This window comes from Vibrio sp. 1401 (genome assembly GCF_033340295.1).
The window spans coordinates 13,363-38,413 of sequence record NZ_JAWOWF010000004.1 but is presented as its reverse complement, the minus strand read 5'-3'; the positions used below and the strand labels follow the sequence as shown (position 1 = coordinate 38,413).

General features: G+C 44.9%; 21 protein-coding genes and 2 tRNA genes. 18 read left to right on the top strand and 5 right to left on the bottom strand.

Translation table 11 applies throughout. The annotated features are described in order from the left end of the window. Nucleotides 1–148 precede the first annotated feature (148 nt). Nucleotides 149–1,171 carry a porin gene (locus tag R7Z77_RS03460; RefSeq protein WP_005380064.1) on the bottom strand — a complete coding sequence of 341 codons (1,023 nt, stop codon included), beginning with the start codon at nucleotides 1,169–1,171 and terminating at the stop codon, nucleotides 149–151. A gap of 545 nt (nucleotides 1,172–1,716) precedes the next feature. On the opposite strand from R7Z77_RS03460, the gene greA reads away from it, so the two are divergent. Beyond that, on the top strand, nucleotides 1,717–2,190 hold the full coding sequence (gene greA / locus R7Z77_RS03455) for a transcription elongation factor GreA (RefSeq protein ID WP_005380065.1): 474 nt from the start codon (nucleotides 1,717–1,719) through the stop codon (nucleotides 2,188–2,190). A gap of 84 nt (nucleotides 2,191–2,274) precedes the next feature. Here the strand turns inward: greA and yhbY are convergent, their stop codons facing one another. Beyond that, on the bottom strand, nucleotides 2,275–2,571 hold the full coding sequence (gene yhbY / locus R7Z77_RS03450; RefSeq protein ID WP_005380066.1) for a ribosome assembly RNA-binding protein YhbY: 297 nt from the start codon (nucleotides 2,569–2,571) through the stop codon (nucleotides 2,275–2,277). Between the two features lie 138 nt (nucleotides 2,572–2,709). Between yhbY and rlmE the strand changes: the two genes are divergently transcribed. The 17 genes from rlmE (at nucleotide 2,710) to R7Z77_RS03365 (ending at nucleotide 20,789) form a co-directional block, all read left to right on the top strand. Next, nucleotides 2,710–3,339, top strand: coding sequence for a 23S rRNA (uridine(2552)-2'-O)-methyltransferase RlmE (gene rlmE, locus R7Z77_RS03445; protein ID WP_005388985.1), 630 nt, complete (start codon nucleotides 2,710–2,712; stop codon nucleotides 3,337–3,339). 108 nt (nucleotides 3,340–3,447) lie between these two features. After that, nucleotides 3,448–5,421 (top strand): ATP-dependent zinc metalloprotease FtsH, encoded by a 1,974-nt coding sequence (ftsH, locus tag R7Z77_RS03440; protein ID WP_017635895.1) that lies wholly within the window; start codon nucleotides 3,448–3,450, stop codon nucleotides 5,419–5,421. Nucleotides 5,422–5,473: 52 nt separating this feature from the next. Next, entirely contained in the window at nucleotides 5,474–6,304 is an 831-nt protein-coding gene (folP, locus tag R7Z77_RS03435) for a dihydropteroate synthase (protein ID WP_017820419.1), read from the top strand. Nucleotides 6,305–6,323: 19 nt separating this feature from the next. Then, on the top strand, nucleotides 6,324–7,664 hold the full coding sequence (glmM, locus tag R7Z77_RS03430) for a phosphoglucosamine mutase (RefSeq protein ID WP_005388992.1): 1,341 nt from the start codon (nucleotides 6,324–6,326) through the stop codon (nucleotides 7,662–7,664). Between the two features lie 220 nt (nucleotides 7,665–7,884). After that, the gene (gene secG, locus R7Z77_RS03425; RefSeq protein WP_005380080.1) at nucleotides 7,885–8,223 is read left to right on the top strand and encodes a preprotein translocase subunit SecG; all 339 of its coding nucleotides are present in this window, start codon (nucleotides 7,885–7,887) and stop codon (nucleotides 8,221–8,223) included. A 16-nt stretch (nucleotides 8,224–8,239) separates the two neighbouring features. After that, nucleotides 8,240–8,323: transfer RNA gene (locus R7Z77_RS03420), tRNA-Leu, on the top strand. A gap of 56 nt (nucleotides 8,324–8,379) precedes the next feature. Continuing rightward, nucleotides 8,380–8,456, top strand: a tRNA-Met gene (locus R7Z77_RS03415). 225 nt (nucleotides 8,457–8,681) lie between these two features. Beyond that, entirely contained in the window at nucleotides 8,682–9,137 is a 456-nt protein-coding gene (gene rimP, locus R7Z77_RS03410; protein ID WP_005386424.1) for a ribosome maturation factor RimP, read from the top strand. Between the two features lie 36 nt (nucleotides 9,138–9,173). After that, nucleotides 9,174–10,661: a transcription termination factor NusA gene (gene nusA, locus R7Z77_RS03405; protein WP_005380084.1), complete on the top strand. Its 1,488-nt coding sequence runs from the start codon at nucleotides 9,174–9,176 to the stop codon at nucleotides 10,659–10,661. 22 nt (nucleotides 10,662–10,683) lie between these two features. Then, the gene (infB, locus tag R7Z77_RS03400) at nucleotides 10,684–13,395 is read left to right on the top strand and encodes a translation initiation factor IF-2 (protein ID WP_005380086.1); all 2,712 of its coding nucleotides are present in this window, start codon (nucleotides 10,684–10,686) and stop codon (nucleotides 13,393–13,395) included. Between the two features lie 114 nt (nucleotides 13,396–13,509). Continuing rightward, on the top strand, nucleotides 13,510–13,905 hold the full coding sequence (rbfA, locus tag R7Z77_RS03395; RefSeq protein ID WP_005380087.1) for a 30S ribosome-binding factor RbfA: 396 nt from the start codon (nucleotides 13,510–13,512) through the stop codon (nucleotides 13,903–13,905). Continuing rightward, nucleotides 13,905–14,858, top strand: a complete 954-nt coding sequence (gene truB, locus R7Z77_RS03390; RefSeq protein ID WP_017820421.1) for a tRNA pseudouridine(55) synthase TruB — start codon at nucleotides 13,905–13,907, stop codon at nucleotides 14,856–14,858. The genes rbfA and truB overlap by 1 nt, the downstream gene beginning before the upstream one ends. A 141-nt stretch (nucleotides 14,859–14,999) precedes the next feature. Beyond that, nucleotides 15,000–15,269: a 30S ribosomal protein S15 gene (gene rpsO, locus R7Z77_RS03385; RefSeq protein WP_005380094.1), complete on the top strand. Its 270-nt coding sequence runs from the start codon at nucleotides 15,000–15,002 to the stop codon at nucleotides 15,267–15,269. A 292-nt stretch (nucleotides 15,270–15,561) separates the two neighbouring features. After that, nucleotides 15,562–17,697, top strand: coding sequence for a polyribonucleotide nucleotidyltransferase (gene pnp / locus R7Z77_RS03380; RefSeq protein WP_005380098.1), 2,136 nt, complete (start codon nucleotides 15,562–15,564; stop codon nucleotides 17,695–17,697). A gap of 178 nt (nucleotides 17,698–17,875) precedes the next feature. Beyond that, nucleotides 17,876–18,796 (top strand): lipoprotein NlpI, encoded by a 921-nt coding sequence (gene nlpI / locus R7Z77_RS03375; RefSeq protein WP_005380101.1) that lies wholly within the window; start codon nucleotides 17,876–17,878, stop codon nucleotides 18,794–18,796. Between the two features lie 99 nt (nucleotides 18,797–18,895). Next, nucleotides 18,896–19,318: a MarR family winged helix-turn-helix transcriptional regulator gene (locus R7Z77_RS03370; protein WP_005380103.1), complete on the top strand. Its 423-nt coding sequence runs from the start codon at nucleotides 18,896–18,898 to the stop codon at nucleotides 19,316–19,318. A 124-nt stretch (nucleotides 19,319–19,442) separates the two neighbouring features. Next, entirely contained in the window at nucleotides 19,443–20,789 is a 1,347-nt protein-coding gene (locus R7Z77_RS03365) for an MATE family efflux transporter (protein WP_064376537.1), read from the top strand. 53 nt (nucleotides 20,790–20,842) lie between these two features. Here R7Z77_RS03365 and R7Z77_RS03360 read toward each other — a convergent pair whose 3' ends face one another. From R7Z77_RS03360 to R7Z77_RS03350, 3 genes are all read right to left on the bottom strand, one after another. After that, nucleotides 20,843–21,721: a U32 family peptidase gene (locus tag R7Z77_RS03360; RefSeq protein ID WP_064376546.1), complete on the bottom strand. Its 879-nt coding sequence runs from the start codon at nucleotides 21,719–21,721 to the stop codon at nucleotides 20,843–20,845. 20 nt (nucleotides 21,722–21,741) lie between these two features. Continuing rightward, nucleotides 21,742–22,755 (bottom strand): peptidase U32 family protein, encoded by a 1,014-nt coding sequence (locus R7Z77_RS03355; protein WP_064376538.1) that lies wholly within the window; start codon nucleotides 22,753–22,755, stop codon nucleotides 21,742–21,744. 133 nt (nucleotides 22,756–22,888) lie between these two features. After that, nucleotides 22,889–24,928 carry a bifunctional diguanylate cyclase/phosphodiesterase gene (locus R7Z77_RS03350; protein WP_005380112.1) on the bottom strand — a complete coding sequence of 680 codons (2,040 nt, stop codon included), beginning with the start codon at nucleotides 24,926–24,928 and terminating at the stop codon, nucleotides 22,889–22,891. Nucleotides 24,929–25,051 lie beyond the last annotated feature (123 nt).

Genomic DNA, 25,051 nt, shown 5'->3' with positions numbered 1-25,051 from the left:
CGCAAGTCCTTTCAATATGCTAGGTAACTAAAGAAATGCTTCAAATGTCTTCATGAATGAGACACGAGAGAAAGGCGCGCTGCTTAAAATGAAGTATAAAAAATGCCCGCTTAAAGCGGGCATTCGATATTCTAGTCAAAGACCGGAATTAGAAGTCGTAACGTAGACCTAGAGCTAGCTCGTCTTCAGCATCGATCTTAGTTGCAACTGTTTTGCTAGTGTCAGTTGAACCAAACTTGTCACCTGCATCAATCAGGTTGAAGTTGTAAGAAATGTAACCACGGAAGTTAGGCTTGAAGTAGTAAGAAGCATCAACAGCGAAGTTGTTTGCAGAAGTTTCGTTGTTAGTTTCTGCATTGTTGTATGATGTTGTAAATACTGTTTGGCCTAGAGTGTAAGCACCCGCTAGCTCGTAACCAGTGTAATCAACTGTGTTACTGTTGTTTGAATCTTCCATTTTCTCGCCGTCAGTGAATACACCAGCGAAGTAAAGATCAGACATTGTGTAAGATGCAGCTAGCATGTACTCGTTAGCTTTGTCTTGATCTGCGTAACCAGCACCTAGCTCAAGACCAGTGTCAGCTAGAGCGTAGATTGCAGATAGAGAGTAACCGTCTTGTTTGTTGTCGTAGTACTCACCAGTGTTTTTGTTTTCCATACGATCAGCGAAGCGGTAGCTTGCTTTTACGCTTAGGTTTTCAAACTGGCCTTTGTAAGCCATCATGTTGTCTGTACGGTCTGATACAGCTAGTTTGTCTGCTGCAGAGTTACCGTGGTAAGCCATGATATCTGTGAAGTCAGTGATAACGCCTAGTGCACCTTCAGTTTTACCGTATGCGAACTCACCGTAAGCACCGCCAAGACCAGCGTAAGCAAGACGAGTTTCTAGATCGCTCTTGTCGTCGCCGTCTACAGTACCGTTTTGAGCAGTCTCAAATTCACCTTCCCAGAAACCAACACCGTATAGGTTGTCATTGATTTCTTGTTTACCAAGGAAGTTTAGACGGATGCGAGATTTGTCTTGAGCGTCGCCATCTTTCATAGATAGACGTGCTTCAGCACGGCCGCCCATTTCTAGAGAAGTACCGTCTTGGTTGTAAAGTTCAGCTGCGTTTACGCCAGTTGCCATAGCTGCTGCAGATACAGAAAGAGCAATTAGAGTCTTTTTCATCTTATTTGTCCTAGTTAGCTGTCCATAATCATTGTTGTATGGGGGAGAGGTGATCTCTCACAAGTTGTTGGTCCAAAATTGGCTAATTGAGCGATATAGTTCGCACTTGTAAGCCATTGATCTAACAACTCGCTGGACATGTTTTACTGCTAAAGTTTCCGTATGAGTTAGTAAAATGATATAAATCCCAATGATGAACACTGTTCAATTGTGCGTTGTTTTTATTTAAATTACTGTTTTTGATTGAAATTATTGGCAATGACATTGGCCTGACATTGATTAGTTTTTATCTTTTTTGAGGTTTTTGGTGTAATGAACAGTGTTGTTTTTCAATAAATTGAGAAGGTGATTCGCCCTAGAGCCGCTCTAAAAGTGAGTTATATCATTATGCCGAAAAGGCATAGTCTTGCTGTCTTTCGAATTAAGATGATTTCGTCCGGGAGTTTGTTTACACTAAACGAAATACATCTTTAAGCGCACTACCCAGTCCTATGACAGGGTGGGCTTTTTTTGTCCAAAGACCCATTTGGGCTTGAGGTTATAAAATGGAAAAAGTTCCAATGACACTACGTGGCGAGCAAAAGCTACGTGCAGAACTCGATCGTCTACTTAAACTACGTCCTCAGATCTCAGAGGCAATTGCTGAAGCTCGTGAGCTAGGTGATTTAAAAGAGAATGCTGAATATCACGCCGCTCGTGAAGAGCAGGGCATTTGTGAAGCACAAATCCGTGACATTGAATACAAACTGTCAGTTGCTCAAGTTATTGATGTAACGAAGATGGAGAACACGGGTAAAGTTATTTTTGGTTCAACCGTAACCTTGATTGATATCGACACCGAAGAAGAAAAAACGTACCAAATCGTTGGTGATGACGAAGCCGATATCAAAGCAGGTCGCATTTCAGTGAGCTCACCTATTGCTCGTGGCCTGATTGGTAAGATGGAAGGCGATGAAGTTGCTATTCAAACTCCGGGTGGCGCGAAAGACTTCGAAATTGACCGAGTAGAATATATCTAAGTCGTTTGGAGTTGCATTATTACTCTGATAAAACGCAAAAAGGTCGCCTCAGGCGACCTTTTTTCTTCAGCAACGTAAGTAGAGTTACTTACGAGGGATTTCGATTTTACGCTCTTCAGACTGGCGGTATAGCACAAGCACTTTACCAATAGTCTGAACTTTTTCAGCGCCCGTCTCACGTACGATAGCGTCGATGATTAGCTGTTTTGTTTCACGATCTTCCGAAGCAACTTTTACTTTGATAAGTTCGTGATGGTTAAGAGCGATTTCAATTTCTGCTAGCACGGCTTCTGTAAGTCCATTTGCGCCCATTAGCACAACAGGTTTTAAACTGTGAGCTAGGCCTTTAAGGTGCTGCTTTTGTTTGGTGCTTAGGTTCATTACGCGGCCAATTTTCTTTAAAATAAGGGTTGAAAAAAGCTATTTTAACGCCATCTATTGCTGAAGACTATAATTTATTGAGTAATAGGTAGCGCCTATTAAAACAATAGCTCCAATTTGTGCCTTGTTGGGATTAAAATGAGTAAACAAAAACATTCGGCTAGTTCTGGTCGTTGGTTGAAAGAACACTTTGATGATAAATACGCGAATGAAGCCCGAAAAAAAGGCTACCGTTCACGTGCTTATTTCAAGATCGATGAGATTCAAACGAAAGATAAATTGTTAAAGCCTGGAATGACAGTCGTCGACTTGGGGGCTGCGCCGGGCGGATGGTCTCAATATGCTGCTAAGATAGTAGGGGACAGCGGTCAGATCATCGCGTGTGACTTGCTTCCTATGGACCCGATTGCTGGCGTTAGCTTTTTACAAGGCGACTTTCGTGATGATGCGGTATTGGAAGCTTTGCTAGAAAGGATCCAACCTTCCATGGTAGACGTAGTAATGTCTGATATGGCGCCTAACATCGCGGGAAACAATTCTGTTGATCAACCTCGCGCTATGTATTTAGTTGAATTAGCTTTAGATATGTGTCGACAAGTTCTAGCGCCTAATGGTAGCTTTGTCGTAAAGGTTTTCCAAGGGGAAGGCTTCGATCAGTATGTGAAAGAAGTCCGAGACATGTTTAAAGCCGTAAAAATTAGAAAACCAGACTCATCGCGAGCTCGCTCTCGAGAGGTCTTCGTCGTAGCCACTGGTTACAAAGGTTAACCATTTTGCTCTCTTGAGAGCGTGTTAACACTATAGCTACAGTTAATGAACTGTAGTACCCTACCTTTAATTACAATTAGTTATCGAGAGGCTTACACCTTGAGTGACATGGCAAAAAATTTAATTCTGTGGCTTGTTATCGCCGTCGTATTGATGTCGGTATTCCAGAGCTTTGGCCCTGGAGAAAGCAATGGCAGAACCGTGGATTACACCACGTTTGTACAGGAAGTTGGCCAAGGCCAGATTCAAGAAGCAACTTTTAAAGACGGTGAAATTAGCTTTGTTCGTCGTGGCGGCGGTGCCAAAATGGTCACTTACATGCCAGTGTATGACCAAAAGCTTCTAGATGACCTAATTAACCAAAACGTGAAAGTACAAGGCACGCCTCCAGAAGAGCAAAGCTTGCTTGGTACTATCTTCATCTCTTGGTTCCCAATGATCTTACTGATTGGTGTATGGATTTTCTTCATGCGTCAAATGCAAGGCGGCGGTGGTAAAGGCGCCATGTCTTTTGGTAAGAGTAAAGCTCGAATGATGAGCGAAGAACAAATCAAGACAACTTTTGCTGACGTTGCTGGTTGTGACGAAGCAAAAGAAGACGTGAAAGAACTGGTGGACTACCTACGCGATCCAAGCCGCTTCCAAAAACTGGGCGGTAAGATTCCAACGGGTGTTCTAATGGTTGGTCCTCCTGGTACGGGTAAAACGCTTCTAGCGAAAGCCATTGCCGGTGAGGCGAAAGTACCATTCTTTACTATCTCTGGTTCTGATTTCGTAGAAATGTTCGTTGGTGTTGGTGCATCTCGTGTGCGTGACATGTTTGAACAAGCAAAGAAAGCTGCACCTTGTATCATCTTTATCGATGAGATCGATGCGGTAGGTCGTCAACGTGGCGCAGGTGTTGGTGGTGGTCATGATGAACGTGAACAAACACTAAACCAAATGCTCGTTGAGATGGATGGTTTCGAAGGTAACGAAGGTATTATCGTTATCGCTGCGACTAACCGTCCGGACGTGCTAGACCCTGCGCTACTGCGTCCTGGTCGTTTTGACCGTCAAGTGGTAGTTGGTCTTCCAGATGTACGTGGCCGTGAACAGATCCTAAAAGTTCACATGCGTAAGGTCCCTCTAGCGGGTGATGTAGAGCCTTCTCTCATCGCACGTGGTACTCCAGGCTTCTCTGGTGCTGACCTAGCAAACTTAGTTAACGAAGCAGCCCTGTTTGCTGCGCGCGGTAACAAGCGCAACGTTTCTATGGTTGAGTTTGAACTGGCGAAAGACAAAATCATGATGGGTGCTGAGCGCCGTTCAATGGTGATGTCTGAGGAAGTGAAAGAGTCAACCGCATACCACGAAGCGGGTCACGCGATTGTTGGTCGCTTGGTTCCTGAACACGATCCAGTGTACAAAGTGTCTATCATTCCACGTGGTCGTGCGTTGGGTGTAACAATGTACCTTCCAGAGCAGGACCGCGTGAGTATGTCTCGCCAACACCTAGAATCAATGATTTCTAGCTTGTACGGTGGTCGTTTAGCAGAAGAACTTATCTACGGTGCTGACAAAGTATCAACCGGTGCTTCTAATGATATCGAGCGCGCAACAGATATTGCTCGTAAGATGGTTACTCAATGGGGTTTCTCTGAAAAGCTTGGCCCTCTGCTGTATGCAGAAGATGAAGGCGAAGTGTTCTTAGGGCGTAGTGTAACTCAGACTAAACATGTGTCTGACGATACAGCGAAGTTGATTGATGACGAAGTTCGTCAGATCATTGACCGCAACTACGATCGTGCGAAGAAGATTCTTCAAGAGAACATGGATATCATGCATGCGATGAAAGATGCGCTGATGAAGTATGAAACCATTGATGCTCGCCAGATTGATGACTTAATGGAGCGCAAAGCTGAAATTCGTGAGCCTGCGGGCTGGAGTGATAACTCAGCAAGCAAACCAGAAGACAGCGACAAGCCTCAAGCAAAGCAAGAAGTTAAAGAAGAAGCAACGGAGACTGCGAAAGATGCAGAACAGCCTAGCTCTTCTGAAACAACTTCTAACGAAGCGCCTGAAAAGAAAGACTCTGAATAAAGAGTATCGATAATATTAAACCCCGAGTTATCTCGGGGTTTTTGTGTTTATGATGATGATTACAGCAAATAACAAATCTTTGGACCTTTCGCGTCCACATGTCATGGCCATTCTAAATGTGACACCGGATTCCTTTTCGGATGGCGGTAAATACAACTCAATTGAACTTGCTCTTGCTCAAGTTGATAAAATGATAAAGGCTGGTGTAAGTATTGTTGATGTTGGTGGTGAATCAACAAGACCTGGTGCACCGGATGTGTCTTTGGAAGAAGAGCTTAGGCGTGTTGTCCCAGTAATCAAAGCCATTCGTGAAAAATATGATGTATGGATTTCCGTTGACACCAGTAAAGCAGAAGTGATGCGTCAAGCAATTGATGCTGGGGCTGATTTGATCAATGACATCCGCTCGCTGCAAGAGCCAGGTGCTCTGGAAGTCGCAGCAGAAGCAAACCTTCCAATTTGTCTGATGCATATGAAAGGTCAGCCTAGGACCATGCAAGTTGACCCTCATTATGATGATTTAATGGGGGACGTGTCGGCTTTTCTAGAAGAACGTATCGCGGCGTGTGAAGCAGCAGGGATTGATAAATCTCAACTGATTCTCGATCCTGGGTTTGGCTTTGGCAAAACAATCGAACACAATTATCATATGCTTGCTCATCTTGAAAAGTTTCATGAATTCGGCCTGCCTATTTTGGCTGGCATGTCTCGTAAATCCATGATCTTCAAACTGTTAGACAAGCCAGCGGCTGAGTGTACGAACGCAAGTGTCGTTTGTGCTACGATTGCCGCGATGAAAGGCGCGCAGATCATTCGCGTGCATGACTTTGAAGAGACAATCGAAGCGATGAAAGTTGTTGAGATGACGAAAAACAATATTTAAAAATAATAAAGGAAAGTTTATGTCGAATGAAAGACGTTACTTTGGTACTGACGGTGTGCGCGGTAAAGTAGGACAATACCCAATCACTCCAGACTTCGTACTTAAGCTTGGCTGGGCTGCTGGTCGTGTACTAGCGAAACAAGGCACAAAGAAAGTTATCATAGGTAAAGATACACGTATTTCAGGTTATATGCTTGAATCTGCACTAGAGGCTGGCCTTGCAGCTGCGGGACTTAAAGCAACATTTACTGGTCCCATGCCAACTCCAGCTGTGGCATATTTAACTCAGACTTTCCGTGCCGAGGCTGGTATTGTGATTTCTGCATCACATAACCCATATTACGACAACGGCATTAAATTCTTTTCTTCTGAGGGTACTAAGCTACCTGACGATATCGAATTGGCGATCGAAGCTGAGTTAGATAAAGAAATTGAATGTGTGGAGTCTGCTGAGCTTGGTAAAGCAACCCGCCTAAATGATGCAGCTGGTCGTTACATCGAATTCTGTAAGAGTACTTTCCCATCTGAGTTGAGCCTTGCGAACTTTAAGATCGTAGTAGACTGTGCGCACGGTGCAACGTACCACATCGCTCCAAATGTTTTCAAAGAACTTGGGGCAGAAGTTATCGCTATGGGCGTAGAGCCTAACGGCATCAACATTAATGAAAAAGTGGGCGCAACAGACGTACGAGCACTTCAACAGCGTGTTGTTGAAGAGCAAGCGCACCTTGGTCTCGCATTTGATGGTGATGGTGACCGCATCATTATGGTCGATCACCTAGGTAACAAAGTTGATGGTGACCAAATTGCTTATATCATCGCTCGTGATGCTCTTCGTCGTGGTGAGCTAAAGGGTGGTGTTGTTGGTACACTAATGACTAACTTGGGTATGGAAAATGGTTTAAAGCAGCTAGGCATTCCGTTTGTACGTGCCGCTGTTGGTGACCGTTATGTCATGGAGCAACTGCTAGAAAAAGGTTGGAAAATTGGTGCTGAAAACTCAGGCCATGTGATCTTATTAGATAAAGTCACAACCGGCGATGCGATTGTTGCTGCACTTCAAGTACTTGCTTCTGTAATTGGCAGCGATATGTCTTTATATGAACTATCGCAAGGAATGACACTATATCCTCAGGTTTTAGAAAATGTCCGTTTCTCAGGAGAAAGTAACCCTCTTGAAGCTACAGCTGTATTAAACGCTGTCGCTGAAGTAGAGGCGACACTTGGTGATAAAGGGCGTGTACTGCTGCGTAAGTCTGGCACTGAGCCTTTGATCCGCGTTATGGTGGAAGGCGAAGATGGTGAACTAGTTCAACACTCAGCATTGAAAATCGCTGAGGCTGTTAAAGCAAGTTGTTAATCATTGCGTTAAAGCATGTCTTGAATGAAAAGGGCATCTTTTGCTCTTTTTTTGAGCGCTTAACGCATTGGCATTGATTTTTTACTAATTTTCCCTTGTCAGCGTTACTGGCTTTCGCTAGTATTGCTCCGCCTCCCGTTAGGAGGTCGCTAGCCTTGTTCATAATGATTTATTCTTTTGAACGGCGCTGGCTCAACAATTTGGAACATAGGTGGAAAAAATGTTTTCAGTTCTACTTGTGATTTACCTGTTGGCAGCGCTTGGTGTGATTGGCCTTGTGTTGATTCAACAAGGTAAAGGCGCAGATATGGGAGCCTCGTTCGGTGCTGGTGCTTCAAACACAGTGTTTGGTGCTGGCGGCTCGGGTAATTTCTTAACCCGAACAACTGCTATTTTAGCAACCGTATTCTTTATCGTTAGCTTGTTACTTGGTCGTATGTCTACGCACCAGACTGAATCACAATGGGTAGACCCAACGTTAGGTCAACCAGTTGTTGAACAAGTTAAGGATGCAGCGAGTGAAGTTCCTGCCCCAGCGGGTGATGAAATTCCTCAATAAGCTGTAAGGTTTTGATGCCGAGATGGTGAAATTGGTAGACACGCTAGCATGAGGTGCTAGTGCCTTAGGTGTGAGGGTTCGAGTCCCTCTCTCGGCACCATGTATTTACAAACTTGTAAATCACTTGTTTGCGAGTATAATGCTCAGCAAGTCGGACGCGGGGTGGAGCAGCTTGGTAGCTCGTCGGGCTCATAACCCGAAGGTCGTCGGTTCAAATCCGGCCCCCGCAACCAATCTCTTTCTTTAAAAGGAAATCGTAGATTGGCAAGTTTGCGTAGTGCTAACCACACTACGAGTTAAGAAAAGCAATTGTTGGCTATTCTTAACGTATCAGGGTCCAGCAGCATAAAACCCCGACTATCGGGGTTTTTTGTTATCTGAGCTTTTTGAAATAGCTCAGATACTGCTTGGTTTTTTGATTGGGCTCTGAGCCCTTTTTTTGTTTCTGGAGTGGTTAAATGACTGGTTTAGAAAGACAACTTACTGAAATGCTTGACGCGCCAGTAGCGGCATCAGGTTATGAGTTAGTTGGATTAGAATTCATTCGTGCAGGCGCGCACTCAACGTTACGTATCTACATTGACCATGAAAATGGTATTAACGTAGACGACTGTGCAGAAGTTAGCCACCAAGTTAGTGCAGTTTTAGACGTTGAAGATCCAATTTCTGTTGCTTACAGCCTAGAAGTGTCTTCTCCAGGTTTAGAAAGACCACTTTTTAAAGCAGCACATTACGAGCAATTTATTGGTCACGAGGTCAGCATCGTATTGAAAATGGCTGTAGCAAACCGTCGTAAGTGGAAAGGTATTATCCACGGTGTTGATGGCGAAACAGTGACAATTACTGTAGACGGTCAGCAAGAAGAGTTTGCTCTAAGTAACATTTCCAAAGCTAACCTGATCCCTAAATTTTAGTTCCCTAAAAAAGTTTAAGCTTAGAGGCTAAATACAATGAGTAAAGAAATTTTAGCGGTAGCAGAAGCGGTATCGAACGAAAAAGCGGTACCTCGTGAGCGTATCTTTGAGGCTCTTGAGATTGCTCTAGCAACTTCTACAAAGAAAAAATACGAAATCGAAATCGACGTACGTGTTGCCATTGACCGTAAAACCGGTGAGTTTGTAACTTACCGCCGTTGGTTAGTTGTTGATGACGTTGAGAACCCTACAAAAGAGATCTCACTAGAAGCAGCGCAATACGAAGATGACTCAATCGAGCTTGGCGACTACGTAGAAGACGAAATCGAATCAGTAACGTTTGACCGTATTACGACTCAAACTGCTAAGCAAGTTATCGTACAAAAAGTTCGTGAAGCTGAGCGCGCACAAATCGTTGAACAGTTCATCGACAATGAAGGTGATCTAATCACTGGTGTCGTGAAAAAAGTAAACCGTGACACAATCGTGCTTGATCTTGGTAATAACGCTGAAGCGGTAATCCTGCGTGATGACCAACTTCCTCGTGAAAACTTCCGTCCAGGCGACCGTGTACGTGGCCTTCTTTACAAAGTCGCGCCTGAAGCACGTGGTTTCCAATTGTTCATCACTCGTTCTAAGCCAGAAATGTTGGCAGAACTGTTCCGTGTTGAAGTGCCTGAAATCGCAGAAGATATTATCGAGTTGAAAGGCGCGGCACGTGATCCTGGTTCTCGCGCTAAGATCGCTGTCAAAACAAATGACAAACGTATCGACCCTGTAGGTGCGTGTGTTGGTATGCGTGGTGCACGTGTACAAGCTGTTTCTGGCGAACTTGGTGGGGAGCGTATCGATATTGTGCTTTGGGATGATAACCCAGCTCAATTCGTTATCAACGCAATGGCGCCAGCTGATGTTGCTTCTATCATCGTTGATGAGGATGCACACTCAATGGACATCGCAGTTGAAGCTGACAACCTAGCGCAAGCTATCGGTCGTAACGGTCAAAACGTGCGTCTAGCATCTCAACTAACAGGTTGGGAACTGAATGTTATGACAGTTGCTGATCTTCAGAAGAAACACGCTGAAGAATCACAAGCATCTATTGAAAACTTCATGAAGTACCTAGATATTGAAGAAGACTTCGCTCAACTTCTTGTTGAAGAAGGTTTCTCAACGCTAGAAGAAATCGCATACGTGCCAGTTAACGAGCTACTAGAAATCGATGGTTTGAATGAAGAACTAATCGAAGAGCTTCGTGGACGTGCAAAAGATGCACTAACGACGATCGCACTAGCACAAGAAGAGTCTTTTGAAGGTCTAGAACCAGCTGAGGACCTACTTGCACTTGAAGGTCTTGAGCGTGAGATGGCATTTAAATTGGCAGCGAAAGGTGTAGCGACACTGGAAGATCTTGCTGACCAAGGTATTGACGATTTAGAAGGTATCGAAGGCCTGACCGAAGAACGTGCAGGTGAGCTAATTATGGCCGCACGTAACATCTGTTGGTTCGGCGAAGAAGCATAATTTTCGGCAAGGAGGAAGCGGCATGACACAATTAACAGTTAAAGCACTGAGTGATGAGATTGGTACGCCAGTCGACCGCTTGATTGAACAACTTGCTGACGCTGGCATTAAAAAGGCGAGCTCTGACAATGTTACTGATGAAGAGAAGCAGAAGCTTCTCTCTCATTTAAAGAAAGAACACGGTGATAAATCAGGTGATTCAGAGCCGACTCGCCTTACGCTTCAGCGTAAAACTCGTAGTACACTTAGTGTGAACGCGGGTGGTGGTAAGAGTAAGAATGTTCAGGTTGAGGTGCGCAAAAAACGTACATACGTGAAGCGCAGCACAATTGAAGATGAAGCGAAACGTGAAGCTGAAGAAGCAGCACAACGTGAAGCAGAAGAAGCAGCAAAACGTGCAGCAGAAGAAGCTGCAAAACGTGAAGCTGAAGAAGCTGCGAAACGTGAAGCTGAAGAAGCTGCAAAACGTGAAGCGGAAGAAAAAGCGAAACGTGAAGCTGAAGAAAAAGCGAAGCGAGACGTAGATACGAATGCACAACGTAATGCTGAAGAAAAAGCAAAGCGTGATGCTGAAGAGAAAATTAAGCAAGAAGCAGCGCGAAAAGAGGCCGACGAGCTTAAACGTCGTCAGGAAGAAGAAGCTAAGCGTAAGGCTGAAGAGGAAAGTCAGCGCAAGCTTGAAGAAGCTCGCGAATTGGCTGAAAAGAATAAAGAGCGTTGGTCTGCTGCAGAAGAGAAAAAGGGTGATATGGAAGATACAGATTACCATGTAACGACTTCACAATACGCACGTGAAGCCGAAGATGAAGCAGATCGCAAAGTAGAAGGCGGTCGTCGTAAGAAGAAAAAAGCAGCTTCGGGTAAAGACGACCAAGCTCGCGGTGGCCGTAACAACCAACGTGGCGGTAGAGGTCGTAAGGGCAAACTTGCTAAGCCGACTTCAATGCAGCACGGGTTTGATAAGTCAGCAACGGTTGCTAAGCAAGACGTTGTAATTGGCGAAACGATCGTTCTATCAGAACTTGCTAACAAGATGTCGGTTAAAGCGACAGAAGTTATCAAAGTAATGATGAAGATGGGCGCTATGGCGACTATCAACCAAGTGATCGACCAAGAAACAGCACAACTTGTTGCTGAAGAAATGGGCCATAAAGTAGTTCTTCGTAAAGAGAACGAACTGGAAGAAGCGGTACTATCTGACCGTGACACTAACGCGGAAGCAGTTCCACGTGCTCCAGTTGTTACTATCATGGGTCACGTTGACCACGGTAAAACGTCAACACTTGACTACATCCGTCGCACACACGTTGCTTCTGGCGAAGCGGGTGGTATTACTCAGCACATTGGTGCGTACCACGTTGAAACAGACAACGGCATGATCACGTTCCTTGATACTCCTGGACACGCAGCGTTTACTGCAATGCGTGCTCGTGGTGCTCAAGCGACAGATATCGTTGTTCTTGTAGTTGCAGCAGACGATGGCGTAATGCCACAAACAGTAGAAGCGATTCAGCACGCGAAAGCGGCAGGCGTTCCTCTAATTGTTGCTGTGAACAAGATCGATAAAGAAGACGCGAACCCAGATAACGTTAAGAACGAGCTTGCTCAATACGACGTTATTCCTGAAGAGTGGGGCGGTGAGAACATGTTCGTTCACATCTCTGCTAAACAGGGTACAAACATCGATGGTCTTCTAGAAGCAATCCTTCTTCAGTCTGAAGTTCTTGAACTTACAGCTGTAGCTGAAGGCATGGCATCTGGTGTTGTTGTTGAATCTCGCCTAGATAAAGGTCGTGGTCCAGTTGCAACAGTACTTGTTCAATCAGGTACACTAAACAAAGGCGACATCGTTCTTTGTGGTCAAGAATACGGCCGTGTTCGTGCAATGCGTGATGAGCTAGGTAAAGAAATTACTTCGGCTGGCCCATCTATCCCTGTAGAGATCCTAGGTCTTTCAGGTGTACCATCTTCAGGTGATGAAGCAACAGTAGTTCGTGACGAGCGTAAAGCGCGTGAAGTAGCTAACTACCGTGCTGGTAAGTTCCGTGAAGTGAAACTTGCTCGTCAGCAGAAATCTAAACTAGAGAACATGTTCTCTAACATGACTGCTGGTGAAGTTGCTGAACTTAACGTTGTACTTAAAGCAGACGTTCAAGGTTCTGTAGAAGCAATCGCAGACTCACTAGTTAAGCTATCTACTGACGAAGTTAAAGTGAACATCGTTGGTTCTGGTGTTGGTGGTATTACGGAAACTGACGTAGTACTAGCGGAAGCTTCAAACGCAATCATCCTTGGCTTTAACGTTCGTGCAGATGCTTCTGCTCGTCGTGCTGTTGAAGCCGCAGCTGTTGACTTACGTTACTACTCAATCATTTACCAATTGATTGACGAAGTGAAACAAGCAATGGGCGGTATGCTTGCTCCAGAATTCAAGCAAGAGATCATTGGTCTTGCTGAAGTTCGTGACGTGTTTAAGTCACCGAAACTGGGCGCTATCGCTGGTTGTATGGTTACAGAAGGTGTGATCAAGCGTAACAACCCAATCCGTGTACTACGTGATAACGTTGTTATTTACGAAGGTGAACTAGAGTCACTGCGTCGTTTCAAAGATGACGTTCAAGAAGTTAAGAATGGCTACGAATGTGGTATCGGCGTTAAGAACTACAATGATGTTCGCGTTGGTGACCAAATCGAAGTCTTCGAAATCGTTGAAATTAAACGTACTCTAGACTAATTGACTAAAATTACTAATATTGTCTTTGAAAGATAAGTAGTAATTGGTTGTTGAATACACCATGGGGGGCTGGCTTTGACCAACCCCCCATTCTTTCTATATAAGAGTAAAGATATGTCAAAAGAATTTAGCCGCACGCAGCGCGTTGCACAGCAGCTGCAAAAAGAACTAGCGATGATCCTTCAACGTGAAGTTCGTGACTCTCGCCTTGGCATGGTGACGATCTCAGACGTAGAAGTCTCTCGTGACCTAGCTTACGCAAAAGTATTTGTGACCTTCCTATGTGTGGGTGAGCAAACACCTGAATCATGTCTAGCAGCGCTACGTGAGCACGAAGTGCACATTCGCATGATGTTAGGTAAGCGTATTCGTCTACGTTTAACGCCAGAAATCCGCTTCCACTATGACAATACGCTTGTTGAAGGTATGCGTATGTCTAACCTAGTGTCTGAAGTCGTTAGTTCAGACAAACAAAAGCAAAAAGATTCTGGTCGTGAGGACGAAGAATAATGGCTCGTCGTCGTAAAGGTCGTCCAATTAATGGCGTTATACTGTTGGACAAACCAACAGGTATCTCTTCCAATGATGCACTGCAAAAAGTAAAGCGAATCTACTTTGCCGAGAAAGCAGGCCACACTGGAGCCTTGGACCCATTAGCGACAGGCATGCTGCCAATTTGCTTGGGTGAAGCGACAAAATTTTCTCAGTTTCTTCTTGATTCTGATAAACGCTACCGCGTGATCGCAAAGCTGGGTGAACGTACCAATACGTCTGACTCGGATGGTGAAGTTGTAGAGACGCGTCCAGTCGATGTTACGTTAGACAAGCTAGAAGCGTGCATCGATCAGTTCCGTGGTGAATCTGATCAAGTGCCTTCCATGTTCTCTGCGTTGAAGTATCAAGGTAAACCCTTGTATGAATACGCTCGTAAAGGCATCGAAGTTCCGCGTGAATCTCGTAAGATCACGGTATATGAGATTGTTCTTCACCGTTTTGAAGGCGATGAAGTAGAGATGGAAGTGCACTGCTCTAAAGGTACCTATATTCGTACTATCGTTGATGATCTGGGCGAAATGTTAGGTTGTGGTGCGCACGTAACTATGCTTCGTCGTACTGGTGTGGCTAAATACCCTTACGAGAATATGGTAACACTTGAGCAACTAAATGAGTTGCTAGAGCAAGCTCACCGCGAGGAACGAGCGCCTCGAGAACTACTGGACCCGCTACTTTTGCCAATGGATACAGCGGTAGAAGACTTACCAGAAGTCAACTTGGTGCCTGAACTGGCGGATATGGTCCAACATGGGCAGCCCGTTCAAGTATTTGGTGCTCCGACAGAGGGCTCACTTCGCCTTACTATGGGTGAAGAACGCTTATTTATTGGCGTTGGCGAAATGAACGAAGATGGCAAAATCGCTCCTAAGCGATTGGTCGTGTTCCGAGATGACGTTGCATCCAAGTAAATGATTGAAAATACCGACCTGAGTGTCGGTATTTTTATATTGCACGAGATAGGAAATTTCCCTATAATCCTCGCTTCGCGTAGCGGCTGAATCAGAGATTGGCTGCTACAACTTTAAACCTACTCTTATTAGGAGAGAATTATGTCTCTGAATGCAGAAACTAAAGCAGCAATCGTTGCAGAATACGCACAAGGCGAAGGCGACACTGGTTCACCAGAAGTTCAAGTAGCTCTACTTACAGCTTCTATCAACCACCTACAAGGTCACTTCAAAGCGCACAAAGGCGATCACCACAGCCGTCGTGGTCTTCTACGCATGGTTTCTCGTCGTCGTAAGCTTCTAGATTACCTAAAAGGTAAAAACCTAGCTCGCTACCAAGACCTAATCAAACGTCTAGGCCTACGTCGCTAATCAGCGACTGCATAGCAGTTTGTCTAAAAAGGGGCTTTATGCCCCTTTTTTGTTGCCTAAATTTAGCCAAATTAGACTTATGCCGTTATAATACTGGCGGCTAAACCTTGTAAGAGGTTTTCTCAAAAGCTCATAGCATTACAGTCAACCACGTCGACCAAAAGGTCGCGACTATTCAAAAGGAATTTCCGAGTTTCTTTTTACTAGTCGCGATTCGTAATGCCTTGAGTGTCAATTAACACATCTAAGATTTCTTTAAGCACTAAAGGAAGATTAGAAACAAGGAATAACAATGTTCGAAAAACCAGTTGTTAAAACGTTCCAGTACGGTAACCACACAGTTACTTTAGAAACTGGCGTTATTGCACGTCAAGCTACAGCAGCAGTTATGGTCACAATGGATGATACGTCTGTATTCGTATCTGTTGTAGGTAAAAAAGAAGCCGTTGCAGGTCAAGACTTCTTCCCACTAACGGTTAACTACCAAGAGCGTACTTACGCTGCGGGTAAAATCCCAGGCGGCTTCTTCAAACGTGAAGGTCGTCCTTCTGAAGGCGAAACGCTAACAGCTCGTCTAATCGACCGTCCAATCCGTCCGCTATTCCCAGACGCGTTTAAAAACGAAGTTCAGGTTATCGCGACAGTAATGTCTGTAAACCCAGATGTTCAGCCAGATATCGTTACAATGATCGGTACTTCTGCTGCTCTTGCTATCTCTGGCATTCCATTCAACGGCCCTATCGGTGCGGCGCGTGTTGGTCATATCGATGGTCAGCTTGTACTTAACCCTAGCCAAACTGAACTAGAAACTTCTAAGCTTGACCTTGTTGTTGCAGGTACAGAGTCAGCAGTACTGATGGTTGAGTCAGAAGCGGACAACCTAACTGAAGAAGAAATGCTAGCGGCGGTTGTTTATGGTCATGACCAACAACAAGTTGCTATTCAAGCTATCAACGAATTCAAAGCAGAAGTTGCAACTCCTGCTTGGGATTGGGTTGCTCCTGAAGAGAACACAGCGCTTAAAAATAAGATTGCTGATCTAGCAGAAGCTAAACTTGTTGAAGCTTACCAAATTACTGAGAAAATGGCTCGTTACGACCGCATCCATGAGATCGCTGCGGAAGTAAATGAAGTTCTTCTTGCTGAAGATCCTGAAGCAGACACAAAAGAAATCCACACTATCTTCCATGATCTAGAGAAGACAGTAGTACGTAGCCGTATTATTGCAGGTAACCCTCGTATCGATGGCCGTGAAAAAGACATGGTTCGTGCACTAGATGTACGTACTGGTGTTCTTCCTCGTACTCACGGTAGCGCGCTATTCACTCGTGGTGAAACTCAGGCGATCGTTACTGCAACGCTAGGTACTCAGCGTGATGCTCAAATCATCGATGAGCTAACTGGTGAGCGTAAAGATCACTTCCTACTGCACTACAACTTCCCTCCATACTGTGTAGGTGAAACTGGTTTTGTAGGTTCTCCTAAGCGTCGTGAAATCGGCCACGGTAAACTGGCGAAGCGTGGTATTGCTGCAGTAATGCCTTCTGTTGATGAGTTCCCATACACAGTACGTGTTGTATCGGAAATCACTGAATCTAACGGTTCATCTTCAATGGCTTCAGTATGTGGTACTTCTCTTGCACTTATGGACGCAGGTGTGCCAATCAAAGCATCTGTTGCTGGTATCGCAATGGGTCTTGTTAAAGAAGGTGACGATTTCGTTGTACTTTCTGACATCCTTGGCGATGAAGACCACCTAGGTGACATGGACTTTAAAGTAGCAGGTACTAACACTGGTATCACTGCACTTCAAATGGACATCAAGATCGAAGGCATCACTAAAGAAATCATGCAAATTGCGCTTAACCAAGCTCAAGGCGCACGTAAGCACATCCTATCTGTAATGGATGAAGCAATCTCTGGTGCTCGTGAAGACATCTCTGAATTTGCTCCGCGTATTCACACGATGAAGATCAGCGCTGAGAAGATCAAAGACGTTATCGGTAAAGGTGGTGCAGTTATCCGTGCTCTAACTGAAGAGACTGGTACAACTATCGAAATCGAAGACGACGGTACTATCAAGATTGCGGCAACTGAAGGCACTGCTGCGAAAGAAGCTATCCGCCGTATCGAAGAGATCACTGCTGAAGTTGAAGTGGGCCGTATCTACACAGGTAAAGTTGCACGTCTAGCAGACTTCGGTGCATTCGTAACGGTTCTTCCAGGCAAAGATGGTCTTGTACACATTTCTCAAATCGCAGAAAAACGCGTAGAGAAAGTGTCTGACTACCTAGCTGAAGGTCAAGAAGTTCAAGTTAAAGTTCTTGAAATCGACCGCCAAGGCCGTGTACGTCTAAGCATGAAAGAAGCGGTAGAAAAGCCAGCTGAAGAAGCTGCTGCTGAAGCACCAGCTGCTAAAGACGAGTAAGACAAAATGAGACTTTCAGCCTTTTATTAGATTAAGGGCCTGAAAGCATGTTATAAAAGGGGAGCATTTTCGCTCCCCTTTTTTGGTTTGTTTCGATGTATTAACCTCAAACGAGGTTATCGCCTATATTGCATTAAGAGAAATAAATCTTGAGCGGTCCAAACAGGAGTATCAATTAGTGAAATGGTTTCAAACCGCAATTTTATGTGTTGCTATCGCGCTGACCGGTTGTGCAAATACTTCTCAACAATCAGCACAAAAGTGGTTATATCCACCGATGGCGGTGCCACTTCAGCCTAGTGTTCAACAAGAAGTACAAATCGCGCGTCTCTCGCAGTTGCTACAACGTCCCGACCTTAGTGATGAAGTGCGCGCTAAAATGCATTATGAGCGCGGTAGCTACTACGACAGCGTTGGTTTACGTGATCTTGCCCGTTTGGACTTTAACCAGTCTTTGCAGTTGAATCCTGCTCAGCCGGACATCTTCAATCTTTTGGGAGTATACTTTACCCAAGTAGGAGAGTTTGATGCGGCATATGAAGCGTTTGACTCGACCATAGAGTTGGCTCCTGATAATACCTATGCTGAGCGCAACCGTGCGATTGCACTGTATTATGGTGGCAGAATCGATCTCGCTTTAGAAGATATGACCAAGCATTATCAAGAAATGCCAACGGATCCTTTTCGTTCATTATGGCTGTACATCATCGAAGCTGAGCAAAATCCAGAGCAAGCAAAAGCCAATCTTCAACAGCGTTATTTACGAGATCGTAGTGAAGAGTGGGGATGGGTTCTTGTTGCCATCATGCTACGAGACGTCTCGGACGAAGACGCGCTTAAAGCAATTATGGATGGAACGAGAGAGAACTATCGCCTAGCTGAACGATTGACGGAAACGTATTTCTACCTTGGAAAGCGTAATCAGCTTGAAGGTGATATCGCAAGTGCCATCTCACTTTATAAGCTCGCGATTTCGTTCAACGTTTACGATTATGTTGAGCATCGCTATTCTTTCTTGGAGTTGGCGCAAATTTACGATCAATTACAGCAAGATAGATTGGCCAAGTTAAAGGCTGCCAAGAAGCTGGAAATTGAATGATTTAGAGCCGCTCGATGAGAGCGGCTTTTTTTATGATTGAACTTGATGAGTGACTCATTTAAAATAGTTAGTCTTGCTAACTAAGTGGTGGTGGCTTTTATGGCATTAGAAGAAAGCTTGATTGATTTAGAGCGTTTTTGCGCCAAAGCTTGGCGTGTCTATGCCAAAGAAGATCCATTATCACATCTAAGCTTTAATGAGTTCGATTATTTACGTGTGATTCAGGTTTACCCTGAGGGTGTGCGAATAACCGATCTTGCAGAAGAGCTGCAAGTGACTAAGCCTTCCGCATCGACAATGGTTGTGCGTTTGGAAAAAAAGGGTTTGGTGAAACGCATCGCATGTAATGAGGATGCTCGTGCTAAGCGTGTGTTGCTTACGGAAGAAGTCGCAGAAAAAATGTCTTTGGAGCAGGTAGTGTACAAAGATATCTCTGACCAAATGATGCAACAATTAAATCAGCAAGAAGCTGAACAGTTACAAGCTTTATTGAATAAAGCATTGAGTAATAAGTCATTTTAAACTAAAGCAAAGGCCTCAGCTGTATGGTTTAGTTTTTGTTGTTTCATCTTTCTTTTATTTAATTTAACCATTTAGTTAGTCTTGCTAATTAAATGGTTAGCTTTGCTAACTACTGGTGACAGTCATGCAAAACTCAATTTATAGACAGTTTTGGAAATATACGATTCCAACCGTCGCAGCAATGCTCGTAAACGGTTTGTATCAAATAGTTGATGGCATTTTTATTGGCCGTTATGTTGGCGCTGACGGATTAGCTGGGATCAATGTTGCGTGGCCTATTATCGGTTCGATCCTCGGTATAGGAATAATGATTGGGGTGGGGACTGGCGCGCTGACTTCGATCAAGCAAGGAGAGAACGATCATGAAGGCGCTAAGCGAATCCTAACGACCGGATTGACGTTGTTAGCGGCATTGATGCCGGTCGTTGCTACAATATTGTTCTTGTTTTCGGATGAATTTATTCGCTGGCAAGGTGCGGAAGGGCGAGTGTTTGAACTTGCGCTGCAATATTTGCATATTCTGATTGTCGCGTGCGTATTCACGTTGGGTTCTATCGCAGTTCCGTTTCTGTTACGCAATGACGACAGCCCGAACTTAGCAACGATTTTGATGGTCATCGGTGCCGTTATTAACATCGTATTAGACTACGTATTTATTGCTTGGTTGGAGTGGGAGTTAACCGGAGCCGCTATTGCCACTGCACTTGCACAATTAGTGGTCACTGTGCTCGGTATTGGTTACTTCTTTACTTCAAAAGCAACATTACGCCTTCGTATCCGCGACTTCAAAGTTCAGGTTGATGCTGCACCAAAGATTATCATGATAGGTACATCAAGTTTCTTTATGTACGCCTACGGCTCTGTGATGGTGGCACTGCACAACGCGTTATTTGCTCAATACGGAAGTGCAATGTTGATCGGAGCGTACGCCATTTTGGGGTACATCGTGACGGTTTACTATCTGATAGCCGAAGGAATTGCGAATGGTATGCAGCCTTTAGTGAGCTTCAACCACGGTGCACGTAATCAGGAGAACATCAGAAAGTTATTAAAGGTCGCGATGGGGACATCTGTGCTTGGTGGGGTGGCGTTCGTTGTTTTGATGAACCTTTTCCCGTACGAACTGGTTGCGGTGTTTAATAATGCTGACCAACAGTTGATTGATAGCACTGTGATCGGGATTCGTTTACACATGTTTGCGTTGTTCTTAGATGGTTTTTTAGTTGTGGCGGCCGCGTACTATCAATCAGTAAACAAAGGCAGCAAAGCTATGTTTGTAACACTAGGCAACATGCTGGTCCAGTTGCCATTCTTATTCATTATGCCGAAACTTTTCGGCGTGACAGGCATTTGGTTAGCTTTCCCATTGTCTAACATTGCATTGAGTTTGGTCGTGATCAGTATGTTGTGGCGAGATGTGAAAAAGCTGCTTAATGAAACTTCGGCTGAGCCAACAGTGCAAGCCTGTTAACAATGGCTGATAGAGAAAAGCGAGGTTGGGCCTCGCTTTTCTTTTTTGGGGAGCTAAATGTTTTTTACTTCTAAGCCAGCTAGCTGATGCCAATAGCCATTGCATTGGCGGCTTTCAAGTTTTTCAGGGTTGTCGCCGTGCTCGTTTGAGCGAAAATGCTCTAACTCAGAAAGTGTACTCACACCGAGAGGGCTTAATCGGACCACATCAACTAGGCCTTGCATACTTGGTAAGTCATTGATCAGGTTATAACAATACCCTGATTGCGTTTGAATGCCGTTAAGGTTAAAGACTTCTTGTCCTTCTTGGCTGCTGACCTGGATACCCGTAGGGTATTTGATACAGCAGGTTTCGCAATCGTCTTTCGCTAGGTTTTCAGCTCGGGCTGTGAAACAGCGAGCGGAATATGCTAAAGGCAAATAACCGTGGCTAAATACCTCAACTTCAAACTTGTTACGAATACCAAGCTCGTCACACTGAACCAAAGTATCGTTTAACCATTCGCGAGAGAGCTCGACAGGCATGCACCAACGCATCATACCTTGCTTCAAAAATAAGTTGAGCGTGTGTGCGTTATAAGTATTGATTGCAGGGCCAACGACGAAAGGCACTTTATGCTCTGATGCCAATTGAACAGCAGATACGTCATTTGCTTCAATCGCGAAGTCACCGTTGTCGATGTACTTCCTCATTATGTTTACTTCACTCGGAGCTTCTAGTAGTGCCATTGTTGATAGCACCACTTGCTTGCCAGATGCAGACAGCTCTTTTGCGATTTCAAGCCAATGCGAAGGCTTCATTTCTCGACGTTTTGAACATACGGTTTCCCCAAGATAGATGATGTCCGCGGAGCTTGATTTCGCTTGTTCATAAAACGCTTCGATGTCTTGTTTTGGCCAGAAGTACAACAGCGGGCCAAGCGCGTATTTCATTGAATTATCCATCTTAACCTCTACTGCCATTTGCGGTGATAAGCACCAAGTGTGGTCTGCGTACCTTCAGACACGTTTGCCAATGCGGCATCCCAAGCCGCTTCGACTTGGTAAGCTTCTGGGTTTGCTTGGTAACGGTCAATCGCGGCTCGCCATGTTCGAGTGACTTGTTCTACGTAAGCAGGGCTACGTTGGCGACCTTCAATTTTTACAGACGCCACATTTGCAGCAAATAGTTCTGGCAGCATAGAGAGGGTGTTCAAACTGGTTGGTTCTTCCAGTGCGTGGTAGCGTTTTTTCTCGCCTTCGATTTCTGCTTCGAAACGACCTTTACACAAGGTAGGGTAGCCCGCATTTTCACCGGCGCTGTAGCGATCGATCAAAATGTCGTTAAGGCGGGATTCCAGACCATTTTCTGTTTCTTGCCAGCGAACGTACTTAGCTGGAGAGCATGCTCCCACAGTGTTTGGAGACTCGCCTGTCATGTATGACGATAGGTAGCAGCGACCTTCAGACATGATGCAAAGGCTACCAAAAGCAAAGACTTCTAACTCGACATCGCTAGTGATGTTGCGTGAGAGCTGTTTGACCTGATGAATCGATAAAACGCGGGGTAGCACTACCCGTTTTACGTTGAAGTTTTGTTTGTAAAAATCAATGGCTGCGACGTTGGTCGCTGATGCTTGCACTGAAAGGTGTAGTTCCAGATGGGGATATTTGCGAGCCGCGTACTCCAGCACTGCAATGTCTGCAACAATCAGCGCGTCTACACCCAGTGCCGCTGCATTGTCTACTGCGTTCGTCCAGCGCTCGAAGCCATTGGGATGAGCGAAGGTATTCAACGCGACATGAATTTTTTTATTGCGGTCATGAACGTATTGCACCGCTTTTTCTAATTTCTTGCCGTTAAAGTTGAGGCCAGCAAAGTGACGGGCGTTGGTATCATCTTTGAAACCAATGTAGACGGCATCGGCACCGCAATCAATCGCAGTTTTTAACGCAGGCAGGTTACCCGCGGGACACAAGAGTTCCATATGCTCACAATCATTGAAAATAAAAAGGTGTCCGCATTTTATGAAGAATTATGAATAGCGAAATTGACCTAAGTTAGGTTTAGCTCAATAAAGTCGATATTTACCCCTTGCGAGTAAGGGTATCGGGTCGAGGTTAGTTCTTGTGACGACGATTCTGTACAAACAGCTCTTCAATTTCATGTTTTGGCTGCGGGCGATAAAAATGGAATCCTTGAATCGCATTACATTGAAGGTTAGAGAGCAGGGTCGCTTGCTGGTGGGTTTCCACCCCCTCGGCAACGACAGTTAAGTCGAGCGACTTACCTAGGTTAATGATGTTTTCAATCACAGTGACTTGTTTCGGTAGTGTGTCGATATCATTAATAAAAGCGCGGTCGATTTTTAGCTCGTCAATAGGGAAACGCGCTAAGTAAGAAAGAGAAGAGTAGCCGGTACCAAAGTCATCGATAGAGAGAGCGAAGCCAAGCTTTTTAATCGCATTCAACATTTGCAGTGTATGTTCGCTATCACTCATCACGGCACTTTCGGTTAGCTCGAAGGTAATGCAGCTTGGATCAAGCTCGGTAGTGCGAAGCAGCTTTTCCATAAAGTCGATCAGCTGTGGGTTGCCAAATTGCTCGGGAGAGAGGTTGATGGCGACACGGCCTGGCAGTATGCCTTGTTGCTTCCAACGTTTTACCGTATTGAAAACATCACGCATCACGACACGTCCAAGGTGTTCTATTAACCCAGCGCGCTCGGCGACAGGAATGAATGAGCCAGGACTAATGTACCCTTCGACTGGATGCTTCCAACGAACGAGCGCTTCTGCGCCGTTGATACTGAAGTCTCGCGCGTTAACCTTAGGTTGATACCACACTTCCAAACCGTTCTGCTGCAATGCTTTTTGCAGTTCGATTTCAAGCCACAAACGCATACGCGCTTCTTTGTTCATTTGATCGTTAAATTTGATCAGACGATTTCTACCACGATCTTTGGCTTCATACATCGCAGTATCGGCATTTTGTAGTAGGATTCGCGCATCTTGTCCGTCTTCAGGGTATCGAACGCTACCAATTGAACAGGCAAGGCGTTTACTGAAGTGGTGCAAGTCGAAAGGTTGGTTGATCAACGAGATAATGCGATCGGACAAAATTTCAGCCATGCGGGTGTTTTCTGGCTCCGGCAGAATGACGCCAAACTCATCGCCACCCAAATGACCAATAATCGCTTGGTTTGGTAGTAACCGTTTAAGACGGGCCGATACCTCTTGAATCACTTTATCGCCAATATGGTGACCAAGTGAGTCATTAATGTTTTTGAAGTTATCGATATCCAAATAGAACACCAGAAGCGGTGTTTGCTTTTTGATCAGCTGTTCCAAACGTTTGGTGAAGCCAAAGCGGTTGTAGAGTTTGGTGAGCGAGTCAATGTGTATGTCTTCATTCGATGCAGAAGACAGGTTTTTGGGCGCATCATCAGCATCTTGGATTAGGATAATTTGAGATTCGCTACCTAATATCGCCGTGGAATCCGCGTGTAGCTGAACTTTCCGTTCAAAGCCGCATCTTGCACTGGTTAAGCAGACAAAAGGTTTGTCAGAAATTAATGTACTCAATCGATGACTAAATACCTTTTTACTGTTTTCATCGATGAATAAACGACTTAGCTCTTCGCCCAACAATTCATGAGGAGAGTTAAGTCCGAGAAGGCGCGCTGATGCGGGGTTCGCAGAGATGACAATATCATCTTCGATAAGCAGTAAGCCGTCTGGTAGCAGTTGTGTTAACTTCGCAAACTTACTTTCGGACTCTTCTAAGGAGCGAACGAGTATCTGCTTTTCTGAAGTATCGACAGCGTGAAAAACAACAAAGCGAATGTCGTTACCTTCAAAAACTGGCGAAAGACTAAAGTGAAGACTGGTTTCAAGGTCGGTTTCATCGAGCGTGATTTCGGCTTCGACATGTGCCCCTTTGAACGCGCGCTGATAGTATGGTGCAAGCTTCTTATAAAACTGTTCACCCAGCACTTGGCAATCGTTTAAGCCGACGATTTCCTCATGACTTAAACCTGCGATATCGCAGTAACGGTCACTTACCATTCGATAATTGTGTTTTTTATCAAGAATGGCAAAGAAGAAAGGGCTATTTGAGGTTAGCGTGGCAAACCAATGTTTTAATTGCTGGGAAGGCATTAGGGTATTACCGATCTCCAATGAGCCAGATTATTCGTCCGTGTATAAAAAGCGACACCCTGATAAGCCTGCGGCGGTCTACCACCAAGCTAAAGTGTTACCTGCCATTAAAGGGCTCGCGGT

What these genes read in the sequence shown, in the direction of transcription:
- glmM (WP_005388992.1), top strand. Translation starts at nt 6,324, where the DNA reads ATGTCGAATGAAAGACGTTACTTTGGTACTGACGGTGTGCGCGGTAAA.
- greA (WP_005380065.1), top strand. Translation starts at nt 1,717, where the DNA reads ATGGAAAAAGTTCCAATGACACTACGTGGCGAGCAAAAGCTACGTGCA.
- R7Z77_RS03355 (WP_064376538.1), bottom strand. Translation starts at nt 22,755, where the DNA reads ATGGAACTCTTGTGTCCCGCGGGTAACCTGCCTGCGTTAAAAACTGCG.
- R7Z77_RS03350 (WP_005380112.1), bottom strand. Translation starts at nt 24,928, where the DNA reads ATGCCTTCCCAGCAATTAAAACATTGGTTTGCCACGCTAACCTCAAAT.
- rbfA (WP_005380087.1), top strand. Translation starts at nt 13,510, where the DNA reads ATGTCAAAAGAATTTAGCCGCACGCAGCGCGTTGCACAGCAGCTGCAA.
- rlmE (WP_005388985.1), top strand. Translation starts at nt 2,710, where the DNA reads ATGAGTAAACAAAAACATTCGGCTAGTTCTGGTCGTTGGTTGAAAGAA.
- infB (WP_005380086.1), top strand. Translation starts at nt 10,684, where the DNA reads ATGACACAATTAACAGTTAAAGCACTGAGTGATGAGATTGGTACGCCA.
- rimP (WP_005386424.1), top strand. Translation starts at nt 8,682, where the DNA reads ATGACTGGTTTAGAAAGACAACTTACTGAAATGCTTGACGCGCCAGTA.
- yhbY (WP_005380066.1), bottom strand. Translation starts at nt 2,571, where the DNA reads ATGAACCTAAGCACCAAACAAAAGCAGCACCTTAAAGGCCTAGCTCAC.
- rpsO (WP_005380094.1), top strand. Translation starts at nt 15,000, where the DNA reads ATGTCTCTGAATGCAGAAACTAAAGCAGCAATCGTTGCAGAATACGCA.
- pnp (WP_005380098.1), top strand. Translation starts at nt 15,562, where the DNA reads ATGTTCGAAAAACCAGTTGTTAAAACGTTCCAGTACGGTAACCACACA.
- R7Z77_RS03360 (WP_064376546.1), bottom strand. Translation starts at nt 21,721, where the DNA reads ATGAAATACGCGCTTGGCCCGCTGTTGTACTTCTGGCCAAAACAAGAC.
- R7Z77_RS03370 (WP_005380103.1), top strand. Translation starts at nt 18,896, where the DNA reads ATGGCATTAGAAGAAAGCTTGATTGATTTAGAGCGTTTTTGCGCCAAA.
- R7Z77_RS03460 (WP_005380064.1), bottom strand. Translation starts at nt 1,171, where the DNA reads ATGAAAAAGACTCTAATTGCTCTTTCTGTATCTGCAGCAGCTATGGCA.
- folP (WP_017820419.1), top strand. Translation starts at nt 5,474, where the DNA reads ATGATGATTACAGCAAATAACAAATCTTTGGACCTTTCGCGTCCACAT.
- nusA (WP_005380084.1), top strand. Translation starts at nt 9,174, where the DNA reads ATGAGTAAAGAAATTTTAGCGGTAGCAGAAGCGGTATCGAACGAAAAA.
- truB (WP_017820421.1), top strand. Translation starts at nt 13,905, where the DNA reads ATGGCTCGTCGTCGTAAAGGTCGTCCAATTAATGGCGTTATACTGTTG.
- secG (WP_005380080.1), top strand. Translation starts at nt 7,885, where the DNA reads ATGTTTTCAGTTCTACTTGTGATTTACCTGTTGGCAGCGCTTGGTGTG.
- R7Z77_RS03365 (WP_064376537.1), top strand. Translation starts at nt 19,443, where the DNA reads ATGCAAAACTCAATTTATAGACAGTTTTGGAAATATACGATTCCAACC.
- ftsH (WP_017635895.1), top strand. Translation starts at nt 3,448, where the DNA reads ATGGCAAAAAATTTAATTCTGTGGCTTGTTATCGCCGTCGTATTGATG.